The following is a 22,170-nucleotide window of genomic DNA, read 5'->3' as shown; positions in this document are numbered from 1 at the left end:
CGGCCCATCGACGTTCAGATCTCGACGTACAGAGAAAGCGAAGCCCCACCATGGACCTCGGCGTGCGCTGGAAGCTGCACGGTGACGGGCGCACGCCCGCGCCGGGGGCGGTCGTCCGCCCCGACGAACGGCTGTCGTGGCCGCGTACGGCAGGGCTCGGCGCCCAGCACGTGGTGGCGATGTTCGGGGCGTCCTTCGTCGCGCCGGTCCTGATGGGCCTGGACCCGAACCTCGCGATCATGATGTCGGGCGTCGCGACGGGGATCTTCCTGCTCGCGACCCGCGGCCGGGTGCCCAGCTATCTGGGCTGCTCGCTGTCCTTCGTGGGCGTCGCGGCGGTGATCCGCGCGCAGGGCGGCACCAGTGCGACCGTGACCGGTGCCGTCTTCGTGGTCGGCGTGGCGCTGTTCCTCGTGGGTCTGGCGGTGCAGCGCTTCGGGGCGCGGATCATCCACGCCGCGATGCCGCCGATCGTCACGGGCGCGGTCGTCATGCTGATCGGCTTCAACCTGGCGCCGGTCACCGCCTCCACGTACTGGCCGCAGGACCAGTGGACGGCGCTGCTCGTGATGGTGTTCACCGCTCTCGCCGTGGTGTGCCTGCGCGGTTTCTGGTCACGGATCGCGATCTTCCTCGGGCTGGTATTCGGGTACGGGATCTCCTGGGTCTTCGACCGCCTCTTCGGGCGGATCCACTCGGTCGACGCGAGCGGCAAGCTCACCGATCACTGGCGGCTCGACCTCTCCGCCGTGGGCCGGGCCGACTGGATCGGGCTGCCGAACTTCCACGGCCCGTCCTTCGACTGGTCGGCGATCCTCGTGGCGCTGCCCGTCGTCATCGCGCTGGTCGCCGAGAACGCGGGCCATGTGAAGGCGGTCGGCGAGATGACCGGCGACCCGCTGGACGACAAGCTGGGCACCGCGATCTCCGCGGACGGCGTCGGCTCGATGCTCTCCACCGTCGTGGGCGGCCCGCCCAACACGACGTACTCCGAGAACATCGGCGTGATGGCCGCGACCCGTGTCTACTCCACGGCCGCCTACTGGGCCGCCGCGGGCTTCGCGCTGCTCTTCGGCCTCTGCCCGAAGTTCGGCGCGGTCGTGGCCGCCATTCCTGGCGGTGTGCTCGGCGGGATCACGGTCATCCTGTACGGCATGATCGGCCTGCTGGGCGCGCAGATCTGGCTCAACGCCGGGGTGGACCTGCGCAATCCGCTGAATCTGGTGCCGGCCGCGGCGGGCATCATCATGGGCGTCGGCAACGTCACGCTGGAGTTCACCGACACGTTCTCGCTGAGCGGCATCGCGCTCGGCACGCTCGTCGTCATCGTCGGGTACCACGCGCTGCGCGCGATGGCCCCGTCGCACCTCAAGTCGCGGGAGCCGCTGCTCGACGAGGGCACCTCTTCGTACGACGACTCATCGGCCGCGGGGGCGGACCCGGGGTCGGATCAGCGCGCCAAGTCGTAGGCGTAGTCCGGGGTGAACGTCCCCGGCGCGCCCTTGCAGCCGTCGGACTCGCCGGGCAGCTTCACCCACAGGTAGGCGTCGATCCGTGCCTCTCCGGTGCTCATGGTCGGCGCCTGTCCGAGCTTGCGGCCCGCGGGGTCGCACCACTCGCCGTCGGCCGGGGCTCCGTTGCCGTTGCGGCTGGTGTCGATGACGGCACCCAGGCCCGCCGGGCCGCCGAGGGCGTCGAGGGTCCGGCGGACGTACGCGATCTCGTCGCCCGTCCGGTTGAAGTTGGAGACGTTGCTGAAGATGCCGTCCGAGGAGGCGGCGGACGCGGCACCGGCCCGGCGGAGCAGCCCGGCCTGCTTCTCCGGGGTGTTCCAGTCGGAGTGACCCGCGTCGAAGTAGACCCGTGCCTTCGGGTTCGCCGCCTTGAGGACGCGTCCCGCGCGGGCCAGCGAGGCGAAACGGGCGGCCCGGTCGCCTTCGGACAGGCAGTCGGACTGGGCGATCGCGTCCGGCTCCAGGACCACGATGACCTCCTCGGAACCGAGGCCCGCCGCGAACTTGTCGATCCACCCGTCGTACGCCCCGAGGTCCGGCGCACCGCCCTGCGAGGCCCCTCCGCAGTCGCGGTTCGATATCGCGTACGGGACGACGACCGGGACCCTGTCCTTCGCCGAGCCGGCCGAAGTGACCGCCCTGACGCGGGCGGTGATGTTCGACGGCGTGTAGTCCGCGAACCACACAGCGGCGGGCCGGTCGGCTATCCGGGACTCGATGAGCGGGCGGCGCGGGTCGCCGCGGTGGTCGCGGACCCAGTCGAGGACCTGGGACTCGGGGTGTCGGTACAGCTGCACCGACACGGGTTCCGTCCGCGGCTTCGTCGACGCGGTCTTCGAGGGCTTGGGGCTCGGCTTTGTCCTGGACGGGGAGGGCGACGGAGACGGTGAGGCGGACGTCTTGGAGGGCGACGGCGTGGGCACTCCGGGCAGCGGCTGCAGGAGCGGTGAGCTGGTGACGTCGGGGCGCGCCTCGTCGCTGCCGCGACCGTCGTCGAACGCGGACATCATCCCTGTCACGGTGCCGACCGCGACGACCGCGGACGCCACGGCGACCATGGCGCCGCGCCGGGCGGCGCGCCTGCGCTCGGCCCTGCGTGCGGCCAGGCGATGGGCACGTTGCCCTGACACGTGGTGCTCCCCCCTCCGTCGGGTCCCGCGTGTTCCCCCGTTCTGGGGAAGCGCTCGGCCCGGCGGCCCTCGGCACAGCCTAGGCCTGGGACCCTGCCCCCATGGTGCCGTTGGAACAGTTCACAGCTCGCGTGCACAGCGTCGACGCGGTGGTGCACCGGATGCGTGCGCTCGGTGCGGGCTGGCCCGAGCGGGACGGTGTCGCGGTCTTCAACCGTGTCTACCTCACCGTCACCGAGGAGGTCGACCGGCGCCTGGAGACAGGGCACTTCACCGATGCCCGCGCCGCGATCACGCTGGACGTGCGGTTCGCGGAGCGCTATCTGGACGCCGTCGAGGCGGTGGCGGACGAGCGCCGTCCGCCCGCCTGCTGGCGGCCGCTGTTCCAGCTCCGGCGCCATCCCGGAGTACGTCCGCTGCAGTTCGCCCTTGCGGGCATCAATGCGCACATCGGGCACGATCTGGCGCTCGCGGTGGTGGACACCTGTCGTACGCTCGGCTGCGAACCGGCCGAGCTGGAGAACGAGTTCGACCGCGTGGGTGACGTCCTCGTCTCGCTGGAGGAGCGGATCCGCGAAGATCTGATGCCAGGCCCCGATCTCCTCCAGATCGCCGATCCGCTGACCCATCTGCTCGGCGCGTGGAGCCTGGACCGGGCCCGGGACGCTGCGTGGTCCGCCGCCCGGGCGGTGTGGGCGCTGCGGGAACTCCCCGATCTGGCCGAGGAGTTCGTGGAGCGGCTCGACACGGGGGTTGGCCTGGTCGGCCGTTGCCTGCTCACTCCGCTGAGCGTTCCGCCGGGAGCGCGGTGATCGGCCCGCGGGCCGGTGGGGGCTGGTCGTGCCCCGCGGCGGAGCCGCATGTCGATACGGCCCCGCGCCCCCGGAGGGGTCCGGCTCAGTCCTCGGGCAGTTCCACCGGGGCGATCTCGTCGTAGACGTCGCCGGGGCCCGGGTTGGCCGGGTCCGTTCCGCCGCCGAAGTGGTGCATGACGCCCCACACGGCGTTGAGCGCGGTCTGTACGGCGCCCTCGGCCCAGCCGGCCGTCCAGGAGATGTCGTCGCCCGCGAGGAAGATGCCCCGCTTGTCCTCGGGCAGCCGGTCCTGCATGAAGTGGGTGAACAGGCGCCGCTGGTAGCGGTAGTGGCCGGGCAGGTTGGCCTTGAAGGCGCCCATGAAGTAGGGCTCGTTCTCCCAGGACACGGTCACCGGGTTGCCGATGATGTGCTTCCTGATGTCGACCTTCGGATAGATCTCGCCGAGCGACTTCAGCATGACCTCCATCCGCTCGTTCGCGGACAGCGGCAGCCACTTCAGGCTGTCGTCGCACCAGGTGTAGGAGAGGCAGATGACGGCGGGCCTGTCGGGCCCGTCGTCGAGAAGGTAGGTGCCGCGCGTCATCCGGTCGGTGAGCGTCATCGACATGACGTCACGGCCCGTCGGATTTCCCCTGTCGTCGACGGCCTTGTCCAGCCAGAACGGCCGGTCGACCGGCACGAAGAGCTTGCTCGACTCCATGTAGTGGGTGCGCTCGATCGCCGTCCAGTGGTCGATCGGGAAGAGCGCGTCGTCGCAGGCGACCTTGGACAGCAGCATCCAGGACTGGGCGGTGAAGATCGCCGCCCGGTACGTACGGATGTCGCCGGAGGCGTCGGTGACCGTGATCCCGTTGCCGGCCGTGCGGTTCAGACGGGTCACGGCGGGCCGCGGCGCCCCGTCGTGCAGGGTGGCGAGCGACGTTCCGTACGCCCAGTGCACGATCTTCTGCGGCTCGCGCTCCCACAGGCGCAGCGGGAGTTGCTGGCTGCCGCCGACGATGCCGCGGTGGTGGTCGTCGGCCTCGGTGTAGACGACGCGCAGGATCTCCAGGATGGAGTTCGGGAAGTCGGTGTCCCAGCCGCCGGTGCCGAAGCCGACCTGGCCGAAGATCTCGCGGTGCCGGAAGGACTTGAAGGCCTCCGACTCGCAGAGGAAGCCGTAGAAGGTCTGGTTGTCGAGCTTCTCGACGAGCTTCGCCCAGATCTCGCGGATGCGCGGCACGTCGCGCTCGCGCATCGCCTGGTTCATGTCGGAGAAGTCGGCACCCTCTTCGAGGCAGGCGTTCCACGCGTTCATCACGTCGCGGTAGACCTGCGGCAGGTCGTCGACGCTGGTCGCGTAGTGCGACTCGCCCTTGAGGTCGACCACGGTCGAAGGGGTCGCCTCGGCAAGGGGGTTGGGGAACGGCTCGGTCCGCAGCCCCACCAGGTCGATGTAGTGCTGGAGCGCCGTGGAGGACGGCGGGAAGCGCATCGCGCCCATCTCGGCGGTGAGAGAGGGGTCGCACCCGTCGAAGCCCACCGTCCGCAGCCGGCCGCCGATCCTGTCGGCCTCGTACACGACGGGCTTGAGGCCCATCTTCATCAGCTCGTACGCGGCCACGATGCCGGAGAGGCCGCCGCCGATGACGGCGACCTCGGTGCCGAGTTCGGTCGCCGGTATCTGGCCCAGGCCCGCGGGATGCGCGAGGAAGTCGTCGTACGCGTACGGGAAGTCCGGGCCGAACATGGTGATCGGCGGCTGCGCGTCGGTGTGCGGGACGGCGGGGGGCACCGTGGACGTCATGGGGTACGGACTCCTTGCAGGGAAAGCTGGGTGGTGAGGCTGCCCGGTGGGTCTGGGGCGGGCCCGGTGGATCCGGGGATGTCAGACGAGGGACCCGTAGAGGCCGGGGCGGCGGTCCTTCAGATACGGGTTGGCCTCGCGCGAGGCGGCGAGGAGGGCGGGGACCACGTCACCGAGGACGAGTTCCTCCCCGCGGCCGGCGCGGGCCCGGGCGCCTCCGTCGGGCCCGGCCAGCGTGGAGAGCCCGACGAACTCGAACTCCCCTTCCGCACCGACCCGGTTGACGTACGCGACGTACATCTGGTTCTCGAATGCACGCACCGGTACGACGGACTCGGCGACGAACTGGAACGGGTGCATCTGGGCCGTGGGCACGACGAGGAAGTCGGTGCCGGCGAGGGCGTGCGCGCGGACGTTCTCCGGGAACTCCACGTCGTAGCAGATCATCAGGCCGACGCGGAGGCCGTCGAGCTCGGCCTGGACGACCGGCTCGTCGCCGGGGGTGAACCACTCCTGCTCGAAGCAGCCGAAGAGGTGGGTCTTGCGGTAGTTGGCGAGGCGCGTGCCGTCGGCGGAGATCAGCTGGGCCGAGTTGAAGACCAGCTCCCCCGCGCGCTCCGGGTAGCCGTAGGCGATGGCCACGCCGTGCCGGGAGGCGATCTCGGCGATCTCGTCCGCGGAGTCGCCGTCGGCGGGCTCGGCGAGGCGGTGCACGTCGGCGCCGATCGCGTAGCCGGTCAGGAACATCTCCGGGGCGGCGAGGAGCCCGGCGCCCGCGGCGGCGGCACGGTCCGCGGCCTCGTCGAGGACCTTGAGGTTCTCGACGACCGAGCCGGGACGGCCGGAGCTCTGGAGCAGGGCGGTGCGCATGCGTGTTCCTCACCGGGATCGGAGGGGGTTCGGGGGGCCAGATAGACGGTACGGGCGGCGGGCTCGGGCGGACAAGGAGGAGCCGTTGCGCGCCGGTGAACGAATCGTTGCGTCCGTCGGCGGTACGGCGGCGATTCGTTGCGCGCCCCTGGTGCGCGCCCCTGGCATGAGGGCACCTCCTCCCAGGGGCGCAGGTCACGGGTGTACTCCCCCGCCGGGCGGCGGAGGCGTGGTGCAGCCTGCGGCGCGATGTGGCGCGGCACCGGCGCCGGGACAGTGAGTGCTGTCCGCACCCGCCGTCGAACCACCGGACGAACCACGAAGGGCCGATATGAACCGCCGTACGAAGACCGCCGTGCTCGGTGCCGCTCTGCTCGTGACCGCCGGGGCCACGGGGGCCGCCGGGGCAACCTCGTCCACCACCGCCTCCACCACGCCGTCGGCCGCCACCGGATCGACGTCAGCGCCCTCCACGCCCTCCACTGCCTCCACTGCCTCCACTGCCTCCAGCGTCCCAGCGCCCTCCACTGCCTTTGCGTACACGTCCGGTGAGCGTCAGCGTGAGGCCGCCGCGCTCACCGGCAGGGCGATGCTGTACCGGTCGGCCGGGGACGACATCACGTTCTCCTTCGACGCGCATCTGGCGGCGGAGGACACGGACGATCCGCTGAAGGCCACCGGCACCTTCGAGTGGAGCCACTACGCCGGCGGGGACGGTGCCTGGGCGAAGGCCGAGGTGGACTGCCTCGTCACCGGTGCCAAGGTGGCTGTCGTCTCCGGTGTCGTGACCGACTCGGACCTGCCGGGCGCCAAGGGCAAGCGGGTCGGCATCACCGTCCACGACACCGGGCGGCAGGACCGGCTCGGATACAGCTGGGCCTCCACCGGAAACCCCGTCGAGACGAAGGACCTGCCCAAGTGCGTCGGCTCCGCGCCCTTCGAGAAGGTGAAGAAGGGCACGGGCGACTTCACGGTCGTGCCCTGGAACCCGAAGTTCTAGCCGCGCGGGCCGCCCCCTTTCCGGCGGCACCCTTCCCGGCCGCCGCCTTTCCGACGGCCGCCGGCAGCGCGGCCGTCACGAGGTAGGGCACCGCGAACAGGGCGAAGGCGGCACCGTGCGTGGTCGCCGACCCGACCACCCCGTAGGCGCCGTACACGGCGATGGTGGTCAGGTCGGTGCCCACTCCGGCCACCGAGGTCAGGGTGGCCCGGCCGGTTCCGCGGATCCGGTCCTGGAGCCGGGCGTCGGCCAGCACGCTCGCCAGCTGGAAACCGCAGAAGGAGAGCGCCACAAGGCCGATGCCGGCCGGGGTCCGCACCCACGCCCCCGCGGCCAGCGCCACCGCGGAGACCGCGAGCAGCCCGGCGAAGCCGCCCGTGCCCAGCCGCCTGCCCGCGCCGGCGAGCAGCCCGCCGACCGTCGCCCCCGCCCAGATCAGCAACAGCCAGTTCGGGACAGCGGCTTCCGCGACGCCCGTGTCACGCACGAGCAGCGGTGTGTACTCGTCGAGGGCGCCCCACACGGCGGTGACGGCCGGTACGAGCAGCAGGGCGCCACGGACGGACCGGTCGCCACGGGCCTCGGCGAGCCCGGCCCGCAGCGTCCGGGTCCAGCCGTCGCCACGTGCGTCGCCACGTACGTCGCCAAGTCCGTCATCCAGTCCCTCGCCAGGGCCGTCACCCAGCCCCTCGCCGAGGTCGTCGCCCGGGCTTTCGCGGCGGGCGTCGCCGTCCTTCGCCGCGTCGGCCGGTTCCCGGTGCTCCGGGAAGCGTGCCGCGGTGGCCGCCGCCAGGAGGCAGGCGAGCACACTGGCGAGTCCGACGGCCGGGTAGCCGCCGAACGCGTACACCGGCCCGGTCAGCGGCATCGCCGCCATCACGGCCACGAGCCCGGCCGCGCGGGCCCGGCCCATGACGGCCCCGTACCGGTCGGCCGCGTCGAGCCGGTCCAACTCCTCGTAGACCAGCGCCTCCAGCGCGCCGGAGCCGAGTGCTCCCTTGGCGCCCCAGAGGACGAAGCCGAGGGCGAAGGCCCAGTACGACGGGGCGAGTACCCACAGGGCGAATCCGGCGGCCGTGAGCAGCGGTCCGAACCAGAGCAGCAGGCGCCGCGAGACGGCGTCGGCCCAGGCGCCGGACGGGATCTCCAGCAGGACGCCGGTCAGCGCCCACAGGCAGAACAGCGAGGAGATCCGCCAGACCGTGAGGCCCGTGTCGCTGAACAGCAGGGCGTAGACCGGGTAGAGCAGGACGAAGTCGTCGAGGAACGCGTAGCCGTACAGCGTGGCCGTCAGCCGCCGGACGGCGGGGCCGGAGCCAGGGCCGGTGCCGGGCACACGCGCAGGTGAGAGAGTCATGAGGCCTTCCCGCAGGGACCGCAGGGACAGTTCGGACGCCGGAGATACGGCGTCCGAGGCGGTCCTCGGGCCCCTCGGGAGGCACGGCTGGTGGATCAATGTCGCCAGGTCATGACGCAAATGCTAGTCCGAACGGACCACCCGGCCCAGCGAGAATGTCGTGATCACCGCCGCGTGGTCCGACGGCCAGTCGTTGTCCTCGACGTCGGGCCAGGTGCGCGGAGTGCCGGTGACGAGGGTGCGGGAGGCGAGGACCCGGAGCCCGGAGCCCGCGTACAGGACGTAGTCGATCCGGTCCTGCGGCTCTGGGCGCCCGCTGCCGTCCTCGTGCTCGGTGTGGACCGGCGACCAGGTGTGGCCGGGGCTCCGGACCGGGTCGGGGTGCGCCTCCCGGTAGGAGTCGCGCAGGCCGGCCTCCTCCGCGGCCCTGGTCACGGGCCACTCGGAGTCGTCGCGATCCAGGTGGGAGGGGGCGTTGAAGTCGCCGACCAGGAGGACCGGAATGGTGTCGCGGGCCGCCAGGTCCGGGGCCATCGCGGCCAGGATCTCCCGTACCTGCCCCAGCCGTACGGACTCGTGGGCCGCCAGTTCGGACGCGGCGAGCCCGTCGAAGGAGGCCTCGTACGGACCGTACGGCGTGTAGTCGAGGTGGGCGCTCCACAGCACGACGTCCTGGTCCGCGCCGAGCGTGACGCGTACGCCGGTCGCCCCGTAGAAGCCGGGGTCCGCGGCACCGAGCCGGCCGGTGATCGGATACCGGCTGATGACGCCGAGGTTCTCGCCGGCCTGGTGGTACTCCCAGCCCAGCGCCTCGGCGAGTTCCCGGGCGGCGGTGCCGTACGTCTCCTGCAGCCCGACCACGTCGACGCCGGTCTCCAGGATGATCTTGAGCTGCTTCTCGCGATGATGGCGGACCTTGGTACCGCCGAACCAGAGATTCCAGCTCATCACGCGAAGTTCACGCAGGTCAGATGAGTCGGACAGGTCGGACGGGCCAGGCAGGTCAGACGGTTCAGGCAGGTCAGAAGGTTCAGACCGGTCAGAAGGCTCAGTTGCCTCACGGGTGGTGATCATGTCGCGCAGTCCGGCCGGGGTCACGTCCTCCAGGCTCTCCCGGACCGTGCGGCCGGGCGCGGCGGCGATCGGCGCGAGCGACGGCACCGCGAGCACCGTGCAGCCCGCCGCCTCCGCCGAGGAGACACCGGTCCTGGTGTCCTCGACGGCCACGCAGGAGGCGGGTTCGACGCCGAGGGCGCGGCAGGCGGCGAGATACGGGTCGGGGGCGGGCTTGGTGCGCGGGGTGTCGTCGGCGGTGACGGTGACCGCGAAGCGTCCGGCGCCCAGGCCCTCGACGACGAGGTCCGCGATGGCGCGCGGTGACGCGGTCACCAGGGCGGTGGGCACGCCGTCCGCGGCCAGTGCGTCGAGGAGCCGGAGCGCGCCGGGCCTGGCCACGACACCGGAGCGCACCCGGACGGCGAACTCCCGGTGCAGATCGGCTGCGACCTCGGCGAACGGGGCTCCCGTGGCCCGGCTCAGCATCTCGGCGGTGTGCTCGACGGGCCGCCCGAGCACGTCCTCCTCGTCGGCCTCCGTGAGCGACCGGCCGAGCCCCGCCGCGACGTGCTCGACCGCCTCCCACCACAGCCGTTCGGTGTCCACGAGGGTCCCGTCCATGTCGAACAGGACGGCCTGGAGCGGCTGTTGGGGACGGCGAGGGGTGCGGTCGGCAGGGGTGGTGTGGGGGATGTGGGGGGTCACGCGGCTCTCTCTCACAGGCGGTCGGCGACCAGGACGGGACGCTCCGGCAGGCTCACGGTCACGGCGGTGCCCGCGCCCAGCGCGGCGGCCTCGTGGGTCGGCAGGTCGGCCTTCACCTCGGTGCCGTCGGCGAGCCGGACGGTGACGCGGGTGGCCGCTCCGAGGAAGGCGGAGGCGACGACCCGGGCGTCCGAGGCGTCCTCGGCCGTCACCCGCAGCGCCTCGGGCCGTACGAGCACGTCCACGTCCGGCGAGGCGGGCGCTTCGCCGTCGACCGGCAGCCGCTGCCCGAGCACCTCGACCGTCCCGTCGGTCACCCGGCCCGGTATGCGGCTCATCGTGCCGACGAACTCGGCGACGAACGCGGTCGCGGGCCGCCCGTACAACTCGGCCGGAGCGGCGCACTGTTCGAGCCGTCCGGCGCGCATCACGGCGACCCGGTCCGCCATCGACAGGGCCTCCTCCTGATCGTGCGTCACGAACAGTGTGGTGATGCCGAGTTCCTGCTGGAGCCGGCGGATCTCCTCGCGCAGCGTGAGCCGCACCTTGGCGTCGAGCGCCGACAGCGGTTCGTCGAGAAGCAGGACGCGGGGCCGGAGCGCGAGCGCGCGGGCGAGCGCGACGCGCTGCTGCTGACCGCCGGAGAGCTGGTGCGGGAAGTTCCCGCCCTTGTCGCCGAGCCCGACGAGTTCGAGCAACTCGGCTGCCCGCGACTGCCGTTCGGCCGTACGCACCTTGCGCATCCGCAGCCCGAAGGCGACGTTGTCGAGCGCGCTGAGGTGCGGGAAGAGGCTGTACGACTGGAAGACCATCCCGGCGTCGCGCCGGTGGGCCGGGACGCGTGTGACGTCCTCGCCGTCGACCAACACCTCACCGGAGTCGGGGTGTTCGAACCCGGCGAGCATCCGCAGGGCCGTGGTCTTGCCGCAGCCGGACGGGCCGAGCAGGGCGAGGAGTTCGCCGGGCCGTGCGGTCAGGTCGAGCCCGTCGAGGGCGACGGTACTGCCGAACTCCCGGCGCAGGCCCCGGAACTCGACGGTGGCGGCCGTCGTGGCCGTCTTCTCAAGCGTGGTTGCGGTCATGGTTCATCCCCGGGGAGCGGTACGGGAGCGCCCACCGAATCCGGCGAGCGCGAGAAGGAGTGCCCACGTGACGAGCAGGCTGAGCACGGAGACGGCGACGGACAACTGGGCCTGCGAACCGCTGACGTTGACGATCCACACGGCGAACGGCTGGAAGCCGAGCAGCTGGGCGACGGTGAACTCGCCGAGCACCAGGGCCAGGGTGAGGAACGACGCGTTGAGCAGCGCCCCGCGCAGGTTCGGCAGCACGGCCCGTACGAGCGCCTGCGGCCAGCCCGCGCCACAGCTGCGGGCGGCCTCGACGAGGGTGCGTACGTCCATCGCGCGCAGCCCGGCGTCCAGGGCCCGGTACACGAACGGCAGCGCCATCACGACGTACGCGAGGACGAGGACGAATGGGAAGTCGGGGTTCTGGATCGACACGAACGTCTGGAACAGCGGGGTGCGGGAGAGGTGTTCGGGCCCCCACTTCAGGACCGTGCCGATCCCGGCGACGAACGCGATGGGCGGAACGACGAGAGGCAGCGAGCAGACGATCTCGACGACCGGCCGCAGCTTCGGCGCGCCGAGCCGCAGCGCGACCATGGCGGGCACCATCAGCAGCAGCACGATCGCGATGGTGGCGGCGGCCAGTTCCAGCGAGAGCAGCAGGCTGGAGACGAACCCGTCGGTGCCGAAGATCTGTGTGTACGCGTCGAAGGTGACGCCCTGTCCCGGCACGTCGACCGTGAAGACGACGGACGCTGCCAGCGGCACCAGGAAGTAGAGCGCGGCGCCGGCGAGGACGACCCCGCGCCAGGGACGTACGGACTGGTTCAGTTGTCGAGCCATCGCGCGCTCCGTCGTTGCAGGGGCAGGTACACGGCCATCACCAGGCCCGCGACGAGGACCATGTCGAGGCTGAGGGCGAGCGCCACGTTCTCCTGGCCGACCAGGACGTTGCCGGAGATGGCATCGGCGATCTGGAGGGTGACCAGCGGGACCGAACTGCCCACCATGGCCGCGGCGGTGGCGTACGCGGCGAAGGCGCTGCCGAAGAGCAGCACGAATCCGCCGAGGAGGGAGGGCGCGAGGACGGGCAGGGCGATGTGCCGCCAGTACTGGACGGCCGTGGCCCCGTTGTTCCGCGCGGCCTCGCGCCACTGGACGCGCAGTCCGTCGAGGGCGGGGGTGATGGTGAGGACCATCAGCGGGATCAGGAAGTAGAGATAGACGATCACCAGACCCGAGAAGCTGTAGAGGCTCCAGCCGTTGTCGGCGAGGCCCAGATGGCGGGTCAGGACACCGGAGTTGCCGAGCGTGGCGACGAACGCGAAGGCCAGCGGGACGCCGCCGAAGTTGGCGAGAACCCCGGACGCGGTGAGCACGGCCTCGCGCAGAGCGCGGAAGCGGGAGGTCACCACGGCCTGGGCGACCAGCAGGCCGAACACCGTCGAGACGACCGCCGAGACGGCGGACAGCTTGACGCTGCCGAGCAGGGCGGTGAGGTACGCGCCCTTCAGCGAGGCGGTCAGGTTCGCCGTGGTGTACGAAGTCGCCCCGGTGGCCGGGTCCTTGACGGTGAACGCGCCGTTCAGCATGGCCAGCGCGGGGATCCCGAAGGCGAGCGCCACGAAGGCGAGCAGCGGGACGACGGCGAGCCAGCCGGGCGCGTGGCGCCGCCGCTTCGGGGAAGCGACGGGCGCCACGTCCACACGTGTGAGGGTCGCGGTCATCCGGAGACGGCCTTGCCCCAGCCCTGGCCGAGCACGGTCTTGGCCTTGCTCTGCTGGGCCTCGGTCGGGAAGGCGGGCGTCCCGGAGACCTCGGGAAGCTTGGCGGCGGCGGTCTTGTCGAGCGTGCCGGCCTTCTCCATGGCGGTCATCAGGGCCGGACGGGCGTATCCCTTGAGCCAGAGGTTCTGGCCCTCGGCGCTGTAGAGGTACTCCTGCCACAGGCGAGCGGCCGCGGGGTGCGGGGCGTCCTTGTTGATGGCCTGCGAGTAGTACTGGGAGAACTTGCCGTCGGACGGGACCGCGACCTTCCAGTCGAGCCCCTTCTTCTTGAACTCGTCGGCGTAGCCGGCGTTGAGGTAGTCCCAGTCGATGCTGATCGGCGTCTCGCCCTTCTCGACCGTGGCGGGAGTCGACTCGACGGGCGTGTAGTTGCCGTTCTTCTTCAGCTTGGCGAAGAAGTCGAGGCCGGGCTGGATGTCGTCGAAGGAGCCGCCACTCGCGAGGGAGGCCGCCCAGACCCCGCCGAAGGCCGAACCGGACTTGGTGGGGTTGCCGTTTAGCGCGACCTGCCCCTTGTACTGCGGCTTCAGCAGGTCCGCGAAGGTGGTCGGGCAGGTCTTCACGCGCTTGGCGTCGCAGCCGATGGAGATGTAGCCGCCGTAGTCGTTGAACCAGCGGCCCTGCGCGTCCTTCTGCCCCTCGGGGATGTCGGCGAAGCCCGCGACCTTGTAGGGCGCGAGGAGTCCCTGCTGGGCGGCGCTGAGCGCGAACGAACTGCCCAGGTCCAGGACGTCGGGCGCCCGGTCCTGGCCCTTCCTCGACGTCACGGCGTTGATCTCGTCCTGGCTGCTGCCGTCGGGGTTCTCGACCTCGATCTTGATGCCGTACTTCTTCTGGAAGCCGTCGATGAGGGCGCCGTAGTTGGCCCAGTCGCGGGGCAGCGCGATCGCCTGCAGCGTGCCCTCCTTCTTGGCCGCCTTCACGAGTGCGTCCATGCCGCCGAAGGCCTCGGCGGAGGTCGCGGTGGCGGCGCTCTTGCCGTCGGTGGTGGTGGACGCGTCGTCGGGGGCCGCGCCGCAGGCACTCAGGGCGAGTGCGGCGGCGCCGACGAAGACGGCTGTTCTGGGCAGGGACACGGTCACGTTCTTCTCCAGGGGGCGCGCAGGGATCACTCGAGACGCAGAGCTGGTCAGCAGAACTTGTCTGAACAAGTTGGCCCAAGTAGGCCCGGCGTTGATGACCTGTTCGTAAACATTGTCGAAACCGTGACCCTTGATTTCCCTGCCACTCGCCGGGCGCACGTGTCACCAGCGATCCTCGTCTAGGCTGATCAAGGGGTCCACATCTGCGCACAGAGGGGGAGCATGGCGACGCGACACGAGGAGATCGCCGAGGAACTCAGGCGGGCGATCGACCGCGAGGAGTACACCGTGGGCAGTCGGCTGCCCGCCGAGACCGACCTCGCGGCCCGCTACGGCGTCTCCCGCGGAACCGTCCGCCAGGCCGTCGCCGCCCTGACCGCCGAGGGCCTCATCGGCTCCCGGCAGGGCGCGCGCCGCGTGGTCCTCGCGAGCCGCCGCAGCCAGTCCTTCGAGGAGCTGCGCTCCTTCGCCCAGTGGGCCCGCGCGATGGGCCGCGAGGCGACGGGCCACGTGGTGTCGTCGCAGTACCGCCCGGCCACCCCCGAGGACTCCGTCCGCCTCCAACTGCCCACCAGCACCCCGGTGTTGCACGTCCTGCGCGTACGCGGCCTGGACGGCGAGCCGGTCCTCCTGGAGCGCACGGTCTACGCGGCCTGGATCTCCCCCGCCGTCGAGGCCGTCGAACCGGACTGCCCCTCGGTCACCCAGCGCCTGTACGAGGACACGGGCCTCGTCTTCGCCTACGGCGAGCACGTCATCGACGCGGTGGCCGCCGGCGCCCAGGACGCCGACCTCCTCGACGTCCGCCGCACCAGCCCCCTCCTGCGCGTCCGCCGCGTGACAACAACCCGCGAGGGCCGCCCCGTCGAATGGTCCGACGACCGCTACCGCCCGGACGCGATCACCTTCAGCGTCCACAACTCCATAGCGAACAACGCCTTGGCCCGCCAGTCGGGCCAGTCGGACTTCTGAGCACCGCCCCTTCAGGGGCGCGGGGAACTGCGCAACCAGCCACAACGAGCCCGCAGGCCGCTACACCACCCGCACAACCACCTACGTCGGCGACCCCGAAGAAAACCTCCGCAACAAAGGCGAAAGCACCAACACAGACTTGGTCCGCTCCACAAACGGCTCGCCGGCAATCCGCTCAAGCACCCGCTCGAAATGCCGCATGTCAGAAGCGAAAACCTGGACCATCGCATCCGCCTCCCCCGTGACGGTGGACGCGGCCACCACCTCCTGATACCGCTCAAGCCCCCGCTGAATCGTCTCCGGCGAGGTGTTCCGCCGGCAGTAGATCTCGACGAACCCCTCGGTCTCCCACCCGAGCGCGGCGGGGTCGACCCGAACGGTGAACCCGGTGATCGCCCCGGTGGCCCGCAACCGGTCCACCCGCCGCTTCACCGCGGGCGCGGACAGCCCGACCTCCTGCCCGATGTCGGCATAGGAGCGGCGGGCGTCCTCGGCGAGGGCGTGCACGATGCGTTCGTCGAGATCGTTCAGCACTGCGGGTGGATCACTTCTCTGGAGTGGCGAGACGGGAGCGGCGATAGCCGTAACTGAAGTAGAACACGAGCCCGACGGCCATCCAGACCCCGAAGACGACCCAGGTCACGGTGTCGAGGCTGCCCATCATCCACACACAGAAGGCGAAGCCCAGCGCGGGCATCACCGGCGACAGCGGCACCCGGAACGTACGGGGCATCTCGGGCCGCGTACGCCGCAGCACCACGACGGCCACATTGACCAGCGCGAAAGCGAACAGCGTGCCGATGCTGGTCGCGTCGGCGAGCTGCCCGAGCGGAATCGCGGCGGCGAGGACACCGCAGAACAGCGACACGATGACCGTGTTGACGCGGGGCGTACCGGTCTTCGGGTGGACGCGCGAGAAGACCTTGGGTACGAGGCCGTCGCGGGACATGGCGAAGAGGATGCGGGTCTGCCCGTAGAGCACGGTCAGCACGACGCTCGCGATCGCGATGACCGCGCCGGCCGCGAGCAGCGTGCCCCAGAAGGCGTCCCCGGTGACGTCCTTCATGATCCCGGCGAGCGCGGCCTCCGAGCCGGTGAAGCCCTGCCAGGGCTTCGCGCCGACGGCGACGGCCGCGACGAGCACGTACAGCGCGGTCACGATGATCAGGGAGAGCATGATGGCGCGGGGCAGGTCGCGCTGGGCGTTCTTGGCCTCCTCGCCCGCCGTGGAGGCTGCGTCGAAACCGATGTACGAGAAGAAGAGGGTCGCTCCGGCGGCGCTGACGCCCGCCATGCCGAGCGGCATGAAGTTCTCGTAGTTGCCGGAGCGGAAGCCCTGGATGCCGATCGCGCAGAACAGCAGCAGCGCGGCAATCTTCACGACGACCATGACGGTGTTGGCGCGCGCGGACTCGCGGGCGCCGCCGAGCAGGAACGCCATGGCGAGCAGTACGACGATGAGCGCGGGCAGATTGAAGACGCCCCCGTCACCGGGCGGCGCGGAGAGCGCGTCCGGAATGGTGACGCCGATCGTGCCGTCGAGCAGCTCGTTCAGGTACTCGCCCCAGCCGACGGCGACGGCCGCGACGGAGACGCCGTACTCCAGGACCAGACACCAGCCGCAGATCCACGCGATGAGCTCGCCCATGGTTGCGTACGCATACGAGTACGAGGACCCGGCGACCGGGATGGTGCCCGCCAGTTCGGCGTACGAGAGGGCGGAGAAGAGGGCCGTGAGACCGGCGATCACGAAGGAGACGGTGACGGCGGGGCCGGCCTTGGGGACGGCCTCGCCGAGCACCACGAAGATGCCGGTGCCGAGCGTGGCGCCGATGCTGATCATCGTCAGCTGCCAGAGGCCGAGGGAGCGCCGCAGAGTGCCGCCCTCGCCCTGGCCACCCTCCGCGACCAGGCTCTCCACGGGCTTGCGGCGCATCAGGCGGGCGCCGGCTCCCGGGGGCTCGGGGGTGGGGTGACTGCGGGACTGCGGGGGTGCGCCGTGGTCGAGCACGCGGCTGGCTCCTTCATCGCTGCCGGTCAGGGCGGCGCGGCCCCACGGCAGTCCGGAGGAAGGGGACCACCGTGCACGGGGTCCCCGCCACACTACGTTCAGCGCATGACTCTACGAGGACAGCCTTTCCAGCCGTAATGCAGCAACCTTGCGCGCCTCCGCAAGATCGTTGCGTTGATCGCGGACAGGCGCGTGTTCGTTGCGCGGGGCCTTTCGACCGTTGCGCGGGCGCCGCCGCCCGGCCGGGCGCGGCCCGGCCGTCCGGCCGCCACCGAGGCCCTTCGCCCGACCGCCGCACAGGCCCGGGAGGCCGCTCGTGTCGGCCCGCCGCCCGACCGTGGGGCAGACCCGGAAGCCACTCGCGCAGGACGTCCCTCCGCCCTTCGCACAGGTCCGCCACCCGACCACCGCACAGACCCGGGAGGCCGCTCCTACCGGCGCCCCGCCCGACCGCAGGGAAGACCAGGAAGCCACTCCCACAGGACGTCCCCCTGTCGCAGGACAGGCCCCCTGGGCCGCCCGCTCAGGCCCCGTCCGGCTCCCCCGCGATGGCCCGCGCCTCGGCCACGTCGTCCTCGTCGAAGCCCAGCTGCCCGGGCCGCCCATGGGCATGGACCGCCGCCTGCTCATCGATCCACCGGTTGTGGGCCTCCCAGGCGGCCTGCTTGCTGGTGCCCATGGCCGCCCCGATCTGCGACCAGGACGCCCCGGCCCGGCGCGCCGCGCGCACGCTCAACTGGCGCCCGTACGCGGCCTTGCGAGCCACCACCTCGCTCAGCGCGAGCAGTTCGAGCAGCTCGCCCCGGTCGAGGGCCTCCTCGTCGCTCCCCGCCCCGGCCAGCGACTCACGCACGCGCAGCTCGTCGAGACGGGCCACGGCCGTCCGCAGCGTGTACTGGGGCTCGATGCTCTGCGGTGTCGTCATGACGCTACCGTCTCGTCAGGCAGGCTTGACGTCAAGAGGGCCTGACGACAGATCCTTGACGAGGAAGACGCAGGGGTCGGCGCACTCCTGGCGCACACCGTCCACGTCGAGATACGCCCAGCGGTCGACGTACGACACGGTGGGCCGGTAGCCGAGCCGTGCGTAGAGCCGCGCGGCCGACGGGTTGTCGTCGCCCACGCCGAGCCCCATGAGCCCGGTGCCGCGGGCGAGGGCCTGTTCCTCGGCGGCACGCACCAATGCCGTTCCGATACCCCGCGAGCGGAGCGACGCGGGCCAGACGAACAGCCCGTTGAGCTCGGGACAGCCCGGCCGGGCCGCCCGCACCTCGGGAGCCTCGCAACCGGTCCAGCGGACCTCCGCGTGGCCGACGGGCAGTCCGTCGAGCCAGGGGATCAGATAGCTGCTGTCACCCGCCTCCTGCCGCGCGAACCGCGCCCCGTGACTCCCGTCCACGCTGTGCGAGGGCATGAACCGCTCCAGCACCGCGATGTCCTCGGCCCGGCAGACGTCGATCCTCATCCGCCCGACCCTAGCGACAACTGAAAGCCGTGCGGCCCCCGCGTTTCGGCATGCGGGACAACAGGGGCCGTACGGAAGGGAGTTGCGTCAGCTCCAGCTGGCGTGCAGCGGCTCGCCCTCCGCGTAGCCCGCCGCGCTCTGGATGCCGACGACGGCCCGCTCGGCGAACTCCTCAAGGGAGTTGGCACCGGCGTAGGTGCAGGAGGAACGGACGCCCGCGATGATCGAGTCGATCAGGTCCTCGACGCCCGGCCGAGTCGGGTCGAGGAACATCCGGGAGGTCGAGATGCCCTCCTCGAACAGGGCCTTGCGGGCACGGTCGTACGCGGACTCCTCCGACGTGCGGTTGCGCACCGCGCGCGCGGACGCCATGCCGAACGACTCCTTGTAGGGACGCCCGTTGGCGTCGTGCTGGAGGTCGCCCGGCGACTCGTACGTACCGGCGAACCAGGAGCCGATCATGACGTTCGACGCGCCCGCGGCCAGCGCCATGGCGACGTCGCGCGGGTGGCGCACCCCGCCGTCGGCCCATACGTGCTTGCCGAACTTCTTCGCCTCGGCGGCGCATTCGAGCACGGCCGAGAACTGCGGGCGGCCCACACCGGTCATCATGCGCGTGGTGCACATGGCGCCGGGTCCGACACCGACCTTGATGATGTCCGCGCCGGCCTCGATGAGGTCGCGTACACCCTCGGCGGCGACGATGTTGCCCGCGACGATCGGCACCTGGGGGTCGAGCCCCCGGACCGCCTTGACCGCGGCGATCATCGACTCCTGGTGGCCGTGCGCGGTGTCCACGACGAGCGTGTCCACGCCGGCCGCGAGGAGCTGCTTGGCCTTGCCCGCGACATCGCCGTTGATACCGACGGCGGCCGCGATGCGCAGCCTGCCGTCCGCGTCGGTGGCCGGCGTGTAGAGCGTGGCGCGCAGGGCGCCCTTGCGGGTGAGGATGCCGGCGAGGCGGCCGTCCTTGTCCACGGCGGGCGCGTACCGGCGGTTCGCGTGGTCGAGCCTGTTGAACGCCTCGCCCGGCTCGATGTCCGCGTCGAGCAGCAGCAGGTCCCGGGACATGACCTCGGACAGCTGCGTGAAACGGTCGACGCCGCTCAGGTCGGCGTCGGTGACCACGCCGACCGGCCTGCCCTCGCCGTCCACCACGACACCGGCGTTGTGCGCGCGCTTCGGCAGCAGGGACAGCGCGTCGGCGACCGTCTGGTGCGGGGCCAGCACGATCGGGGTGTCCAGGACGAGATGACGGCTCTTGACCCAGGAGACGACCTCGGTGACGACCTCGATCGGGATGTCCTGCGGAATGACGACGAGCCCGCCCCGGCGGGCCAGCGTCTCGGCCATCCGGCGGCCCGCGATGGCCGTCATGTTGGCGACCACCAGTGGAATCGTGGTCCCGCTGCCGTCCGGCGAAGCCAGGTCGACGCCCTGCCGTGAACCGACCGCGGAGCGGCTGGGCACCATGAAGACGTCGTCGTACGTCAGGTCGTACGCGGGCTGGATGTCGTTGAGGAAACGCACGTGCTGCACATCCCAGTCGTTCAGAGGTGGCCCCCGAACAGGACAGCCCGAGGGAAGAGCACGTACTTCATTGTCCCATGTCGACGGGTATGCACGCCCCTGACCGATCGTCCAGGCCGGTCAGGGGGCTACTGGTGCGATGCTCCAAGCGCCAGCGCCACGGTGAGCGCCGGGGTGCCGTCCGTCGCCCGGGAGAACACGTCCCGCGCGATCTCCCACTCGTCGGGCCGCGCCTTCGCGTACGGCTGCCAGCCGGTGACGACGACGAGCAGCCCCTTCTCCACGGCGGGCGAGGGCCAGACGGAGGAGTCGCCGAGGCTGTCGGCGAGCGCGTCCCAGTTGCGCCCGAACCAGTCCGGCAGTTCCAGGGCGCTCACACAGCGCTCCATGAGGCCCGCCTTGTCCGCGACACCGTCGAGGTCGAGCGCGACCAGGTGGCGGCCCGCCACGTCGTGCGTCATCTCAGCACCGCCCCGCCCTGAACGAGTTGTATTGAATCCTCCCCCAGCTGTAGCAGGGGATTCCTGGCTCACGCCGCCTGCGGGTCAGCGACCCGACAGGTCTTCCACGATCGACACCAGCCGGGTTGAAACCAGCCCGGTTTGTACCGCAAAGCTTGGAGGTGCGTGTGCTGTCTTGATTCTCGATCAACACGGTGTACGCGCTTGGTTCTCGCAACGCACAGCAGTGACCTTACCCGACCGCGTGGACCCACGTGGGGGCCGAGGCCGGTGCGACCGCCCCGATGTTCGTCGACGTCTACGAACAGCCGGCCGACACGGCCACCAGTCAGACCAACAGCACGGAAAACAGGCGGGGGACGGACCGGAGCAGCATGTCGCCGATGCTGCCACAGCCGTCCCCACGCGGCGCGTCGCCGAGCCGCCGTCGGAGCGTTGCGGGCTCAGGGCCCGTCCGGGTCCGCCCGGTTCAGGGCGGGGCGGGGGGTCGGGCCCGCCGTCATCAGGTAGTCCGCGGCCGCCGTGTCCGTCACCAGGCTGGTGACGAGGCCGGAGCGCAGTACCGCGTCGATGGCGGCGGCCTTGCGCTGGCCGCCGGCGATCGCGACGACCTCGGGGATCCGCCGCAGCCGGTCGGCCTCGACGGTGATGCACCGCTCGCCCAGGTCCCGGCCCACGCGACGTCCCTCGGAGTCGAAGAGGTGCGCGGACATCTCGGCGGCCACACCGAGGGTGGCGTAGTGGGCGCGCTCCTCCTCGGTGAGCATGTCGTGCACCGTCGAGATGCCCGCCTCCCAGGAGCCGATCGACACACAGGCGACGGTGACCTTGTCGAAGTACTCGAAGGCGCGGGCGATCCCCGTCTGGCTGCGCAGCGCCGCCGCGGTGGCCACGTCCGGCAGCAGCATCGGCGCGTAGATGGGATGGGCGTCCCCGCCGGAGACCTGGGCGGCCCTGCGGACCGCCTCGACCGAGCCGCGCTCGGCCGTCCCGGCGTCGTAGACACCCGTCAGCTGCACCACCGTGCACGGCGGCAGCCGGTCGAGCGCGGCCGCCATGTGGATGGTGGAGCGGCCCCAGGCGAGGCCGAGCACATCGCCCTCGGCGACGAGTTCACCGAGCAGGTCGGCGGCGACCTCACCGAGGTTCTCCGGGTCGGGCGACTCCTCGGCCTCGGCCGGTGACTCGACGACGACGGCGTGCCGCAGGCCGTAGCGGGCGCGCAGCGCGTCCGAGCGCTCCGCGTCCAGCTCGGCGGGGACGCGGATCTCGATCCTCACGAGATCCCGTTCGAGAGCGGTTTCCAGGACCCGGGCCACCTTGAAGCGGCTGACGCCGAACTCCTCGGCGATCTGGATCTTGGACTTGCCCTCCAGGTAGAAACGGCGGGCCATGGCCGCCGCCTGCACCAGCTCAGCGGGTCCCATCCGCATGGCCGACCGGCCCGCCGACATACCCGACACGGCGATCTCCTCACTGCTGTTCACACTCTGGATTCGCCGTTCATCCTTGCAGATCCGGCGTACTTGATCAGCCCTGAGGGGCGGCGTTCACGT

The 22,170-nt window shown here is 71.3% G+C and carries 20 protein-coding genes; 4 read left to right on the top strand and 16 right to left on the bottom strand.

Going from position 1 to position 22,170, the window contains the following annotated elements; genetic code table 11:
* The first annotated feature begins 50 nt into the window (after nucleotides 1-50).
* Nucleotides 51-1,469 carry a uracil-xanthine permease family protein gene (locus ACZ5VQ_RS43325; protein ID WP_469109812.1) on the top strand — a complete coding sequence of 473 codons (1,419 nt, stop codon included), beginning with the start codon at nucleotides 51-53 and terminating at the stop codon, nucleotides 1,467-1,469.
* On the opposite strand, the gene ACZ5VQ_RS43320 is transcribed toward ACZ5VQ_RS43325, so the two are convergent.
* The gene (locus ACZ5VQ_RS43320) at nucleotides 1,451-2,572 is read right to left on the bottom strand and encodes a glycoside hydrolase family 6 protein (RefSeq protein WP_469109833.1); all 1,122 of its coding nucleotides are present in this window, start codon (nucleotides 2,570-2,572) and stop codon (nucleotides 1,451-1,453) included. The genes ACZ5VQ_RS43325 and ACZ5VQ_RS43320 overlap by 19 nt on opposite strands.
* 173 nt (nucleotides 2,573-2,745) lie before the next feature.
* Here ACZ5VQ_RS43320 and ACZ5VQ_RS43315 point away from each other — a divergent pair, with 173 nt between their 5' ends.
* Entirely contained in the window at nucleotides 2,746-3,456 is a 711-nt protein-coding gene (locus ACZ5VQ_RS43315) for a DUF5995 family protein (protein ID WP_469109811.1), read from the top strand.
* 85 nt (nucleotides 3,457-3,541) lie between these two features.
* Here ACZ5VQ_RS43315 and ACZ5VQ_RS43310 read toward each other — a convergent pair whose 3' ends face one another.
* A complete protein-coding gene (locus ACZ5VQ_RS43310) occupies nucleotides 3,542-5,248 on the bottom strand; it encodes a flavin monoamine oxidase family protein (RefSeq protein WP_469109810.1) in 1,707 nt (568 codons plus the stop codon).
* An 81-nt stretch (nucleotides 5,249-5,329) separates the two neighbouring features.
* Nucleotides 5,330-6,118 carry a carbon-nitrogen hydrolase family protein gene (locus tag ACZ5VQ_RS43305; protein ID WP_469109809.1) on the bottom strand — a complete coding sequence of 263 codons (789 nt, stop codon included), beginning with the start codon at nucleotides 6,116-6,118 and terminating at the stop codon, nucleotides 5,330-5,332.
* Between the two features lie 331 nt (nucleotides 6,119-6,449).
* Here ACZ5VQ_RS43305 and ACZ5VQ_RS43300 point away from each other — a divergent pair, with 331 nt between their 5' ends.
* Nucleotides 6,450-7,118: a Repetin gene (locus tag ACZ5VQ_RS43300; protein ID WP_469109808.1), complete on the top strand. Its 669-nt coding sequence runs from the start codon at nucleotides 6,450-6,452 to the stop codon at nucleotides 7,116-7,118.
* Here the strand turns inward: ACZ5VQ_RS43300 and ACZ5VQ_RS43295 are convergent.
* From ACZ5VQ_RS43295 to ACZ5VQ_RS43270, 6 genes are all read right to left on the bottom strand, one after another.
* Nucleotides 7,087-8,475, bottom strand: coding sequence for an MFS transporter (locus ACZ5VQ_RS43295; protein ID WP_469109807.1), 1,389 nt, complete (start codon nucleotides 8,473-8,475; stop codon nucleotides 7,087-7,089). The genes ACZ5VQ_RS43300 and ACZ5VQ_RS43295 overlap by 32 nt on opposite strands.
* A gap of 123 nt (nucleotides 8,476-8,598) precedes the next feature.
* Nucleotides 8,599-10,152, bottom strand: a complete 1,554-nt coding sequence (locus ACZ5VQ_RS43290) for an HAD-IA family hydrolase (RefSeq protein WP_469109832.1) — start codon at nucleotides 10,150-10,152, stop codon at nucleotides 8,599-8,601.
* A gap of 95 nt (nucleotides 10,153-10,247) precedes the next feature.
* A complete protein-coding gene (locus tag ACZ5VQ_RS43285) occupies nucleotides 10,248-11,318 on the bottom strand; it encodes an ABC transporter ATP-binding protein (protein WP_469109806.1) in 1,071 nt (356 codons plus the stop codon).
* Nucleotides 11,319-11,321: 3 nt separating this feature from the next.
* Nucleotides 11,322-12,149 (bottom strand): ABC transporter permease, encoded by an 828-nt coding sequence (locus tag ACZ5VQ_RS43280; RefSeq protein WP_362084519.1) that lies wholly within the window; start codon nucleotides 12,147-12,149, stop codon nucleotides 11,322-11,324.
* Complete coding sequence (locus ACZ5VQ_RS43275; protein WP_469109805.1) at nucleotides 12,134-13,033, bottom strand: ABC transporter permease; 900 nt, start codon at nucleotides 13,031-13,033, stop codon at nucleotides 12,134-12,136. Before ACZ5VQ_RS43275 ends, ACZ5VQ_RS43280 begins: the two co-directional genes overlap by 16 nt.
* The gene (locus tag ACZ5VQ_RS43270; RefSeq protein ID WP_469109804.1) at nucleotides 13,030-14,175 is read right to left on the bottom strand and encodes an ABC transporter substrate-binding protein; all 1,146 of its coding nucleotides are present in this window, start codon (nucleotides 14,173-14,175) and stop codon (nucleotides 13,030-13,032) included. The genes ACZ5VQ_RS43275 and ACZ5VQ_RS43270 overlap by 4 nt, the downstream gene beginning before the upstream one ends.
* Before the next feature lie 222 nt (nucleotides 14,176-14,397).
* On the opposite strand from ACZ5VQ_RS43270, the gene ACZ5VQ_RS43265 reads away from it, so the two are divergent.
* Nucleotides 14,398-15,147, top strand: coding sequence for a GntR family transcriptional regulator (locus tag ACZ5VQ_RS43265; RefSeq protein WP_469109803.1), 750 nt, complete (start codon nucleotides 14,398-14,400; stop codon nucleotides 15,145-15,147).
* Between the two features lie 81 nt (nucleotides 15,148-15,228).
* On the opposite strand, the gene ACZ5VQ_RS43260 is transcribed toward ACZ5VQ_RS43265, so the two are convergent.
* The 7 genes from ACZ5VQ_RS43260 to ACZ5VQ_RS43230 all read right to left on the bottom strand — a co-directional run bounded on the left by ACZ5VQ_RS43260 (nucleotide 15,229) and on the right by ACZ5VQ_RS43230 (nucleotide 22,101).
* Nucleotides 15,229-15,681: an Lrp/AsnC family transcriptional regulator gene (locus ACZ5VQ_RS43260; protein WP_055618648.1), complete on the bottom strand. Its 453-nt coding sequence runs from the start codon at nucleotides 15,679-15,681 to the stop codon at nucleotides 15,229-15,231.
* Between the two features lie 10 nt (nucleotides 15,682-15,691).
* A complete protein-coding gene (locus ACZ5VQ_RS43255) occupies nucleotides 15,692-17,158 on the bottom strand; it encodes an amino acid permease (RefSeq protein WP_469109802.1) in 1,467 nt (488 codons plus the stop codon).
* Between the two features lie 523 nt (nucleotides 17,159-17,681).
* Nucleotides 17,682-18,083 carry a hypothetical protein gene (locus ACZ5VQ_RS43250; RefSeq protein ID WP_362084504.1) on the bottom strand — a complete coding sequence of 134 codons (402 nt, stop codon included), beginning with the start codon at nucleotides 18,081-18,083 and terminating at the stop codon, nucleotides 17,682-17,684.
* A gap of 15 nt (nucleotides 18,084-18,098) precedes the next feature.
* Nucleotides 18,099-18,623 carry a GNAT family N-acetyltransferase gene (locus ACZ5VQ_RS43245; protein ID WP_362084501.1) on the bottom strand — a complete coding sequence of 175 codons (525 nt, stop codon included), beginning with the start codon at nucleotides 18,621-18,623 and terminating at the stop codon, nucleotides 18,099-18,101.
* 87 nt (nucleotides 18,624-18,710) lie between these two features.
* The gene (locus tag ACZ5VQ_RS43240) at nucleotides 18,711-20,153 is read right to left on the bottom strand and encodes a GuaB1 family IMP dehydrogenase-related protein (RefSeq protein WP_469109831.1); all 1,443 of its coding nucleotides are present in this window, start codon (nucleotides 20,151-20,153) and stop codon (nucleotides 18,711-18,713) included.
* Nucleotides 20,154-20,281: 128 nt separating this feature from the next.
* Nucleotides 20,282-20,614, bottom strand: a complete 333-nt coding sequence (locus tag ACZ5VQ_RS43235) for a barstar family protein (RefSeq protein ID WP_469109801.1) — start codon at nucleotides 20,612-20,614, stop codon at nucleotides 20,282-20,284.
* A 443-nt stretch (nucleotides 20,615-21,057) separates the two neighbouring features.
* Nucleotides 21,058-22,101 carry a sugar-binding transcriptional regulator gene (locus tag ACZ5VQ_RS43230; RefSeq protein WP_362084492.1) on the bottom strand — a complete coding sequence of 348 codons (1,044 nt, stop codon included), beginning with the start codon at nucleotides 22,099-22,101 and terminating at the stop codon, nucleotides 21,058-21,060.
* Nucleotides 22,102-22,170 lie beyond the last annotated feature (69 nt).

The sequence above is a fragment of the Streptomyces sp. NPDC033178 genome, from assembly GCF_055577685.1.
The sequence above is the reverse complement of the archived record's forward strand: the minus strand, read 5'-3'. Positions and strand labels throughout refer to the sequence as shown.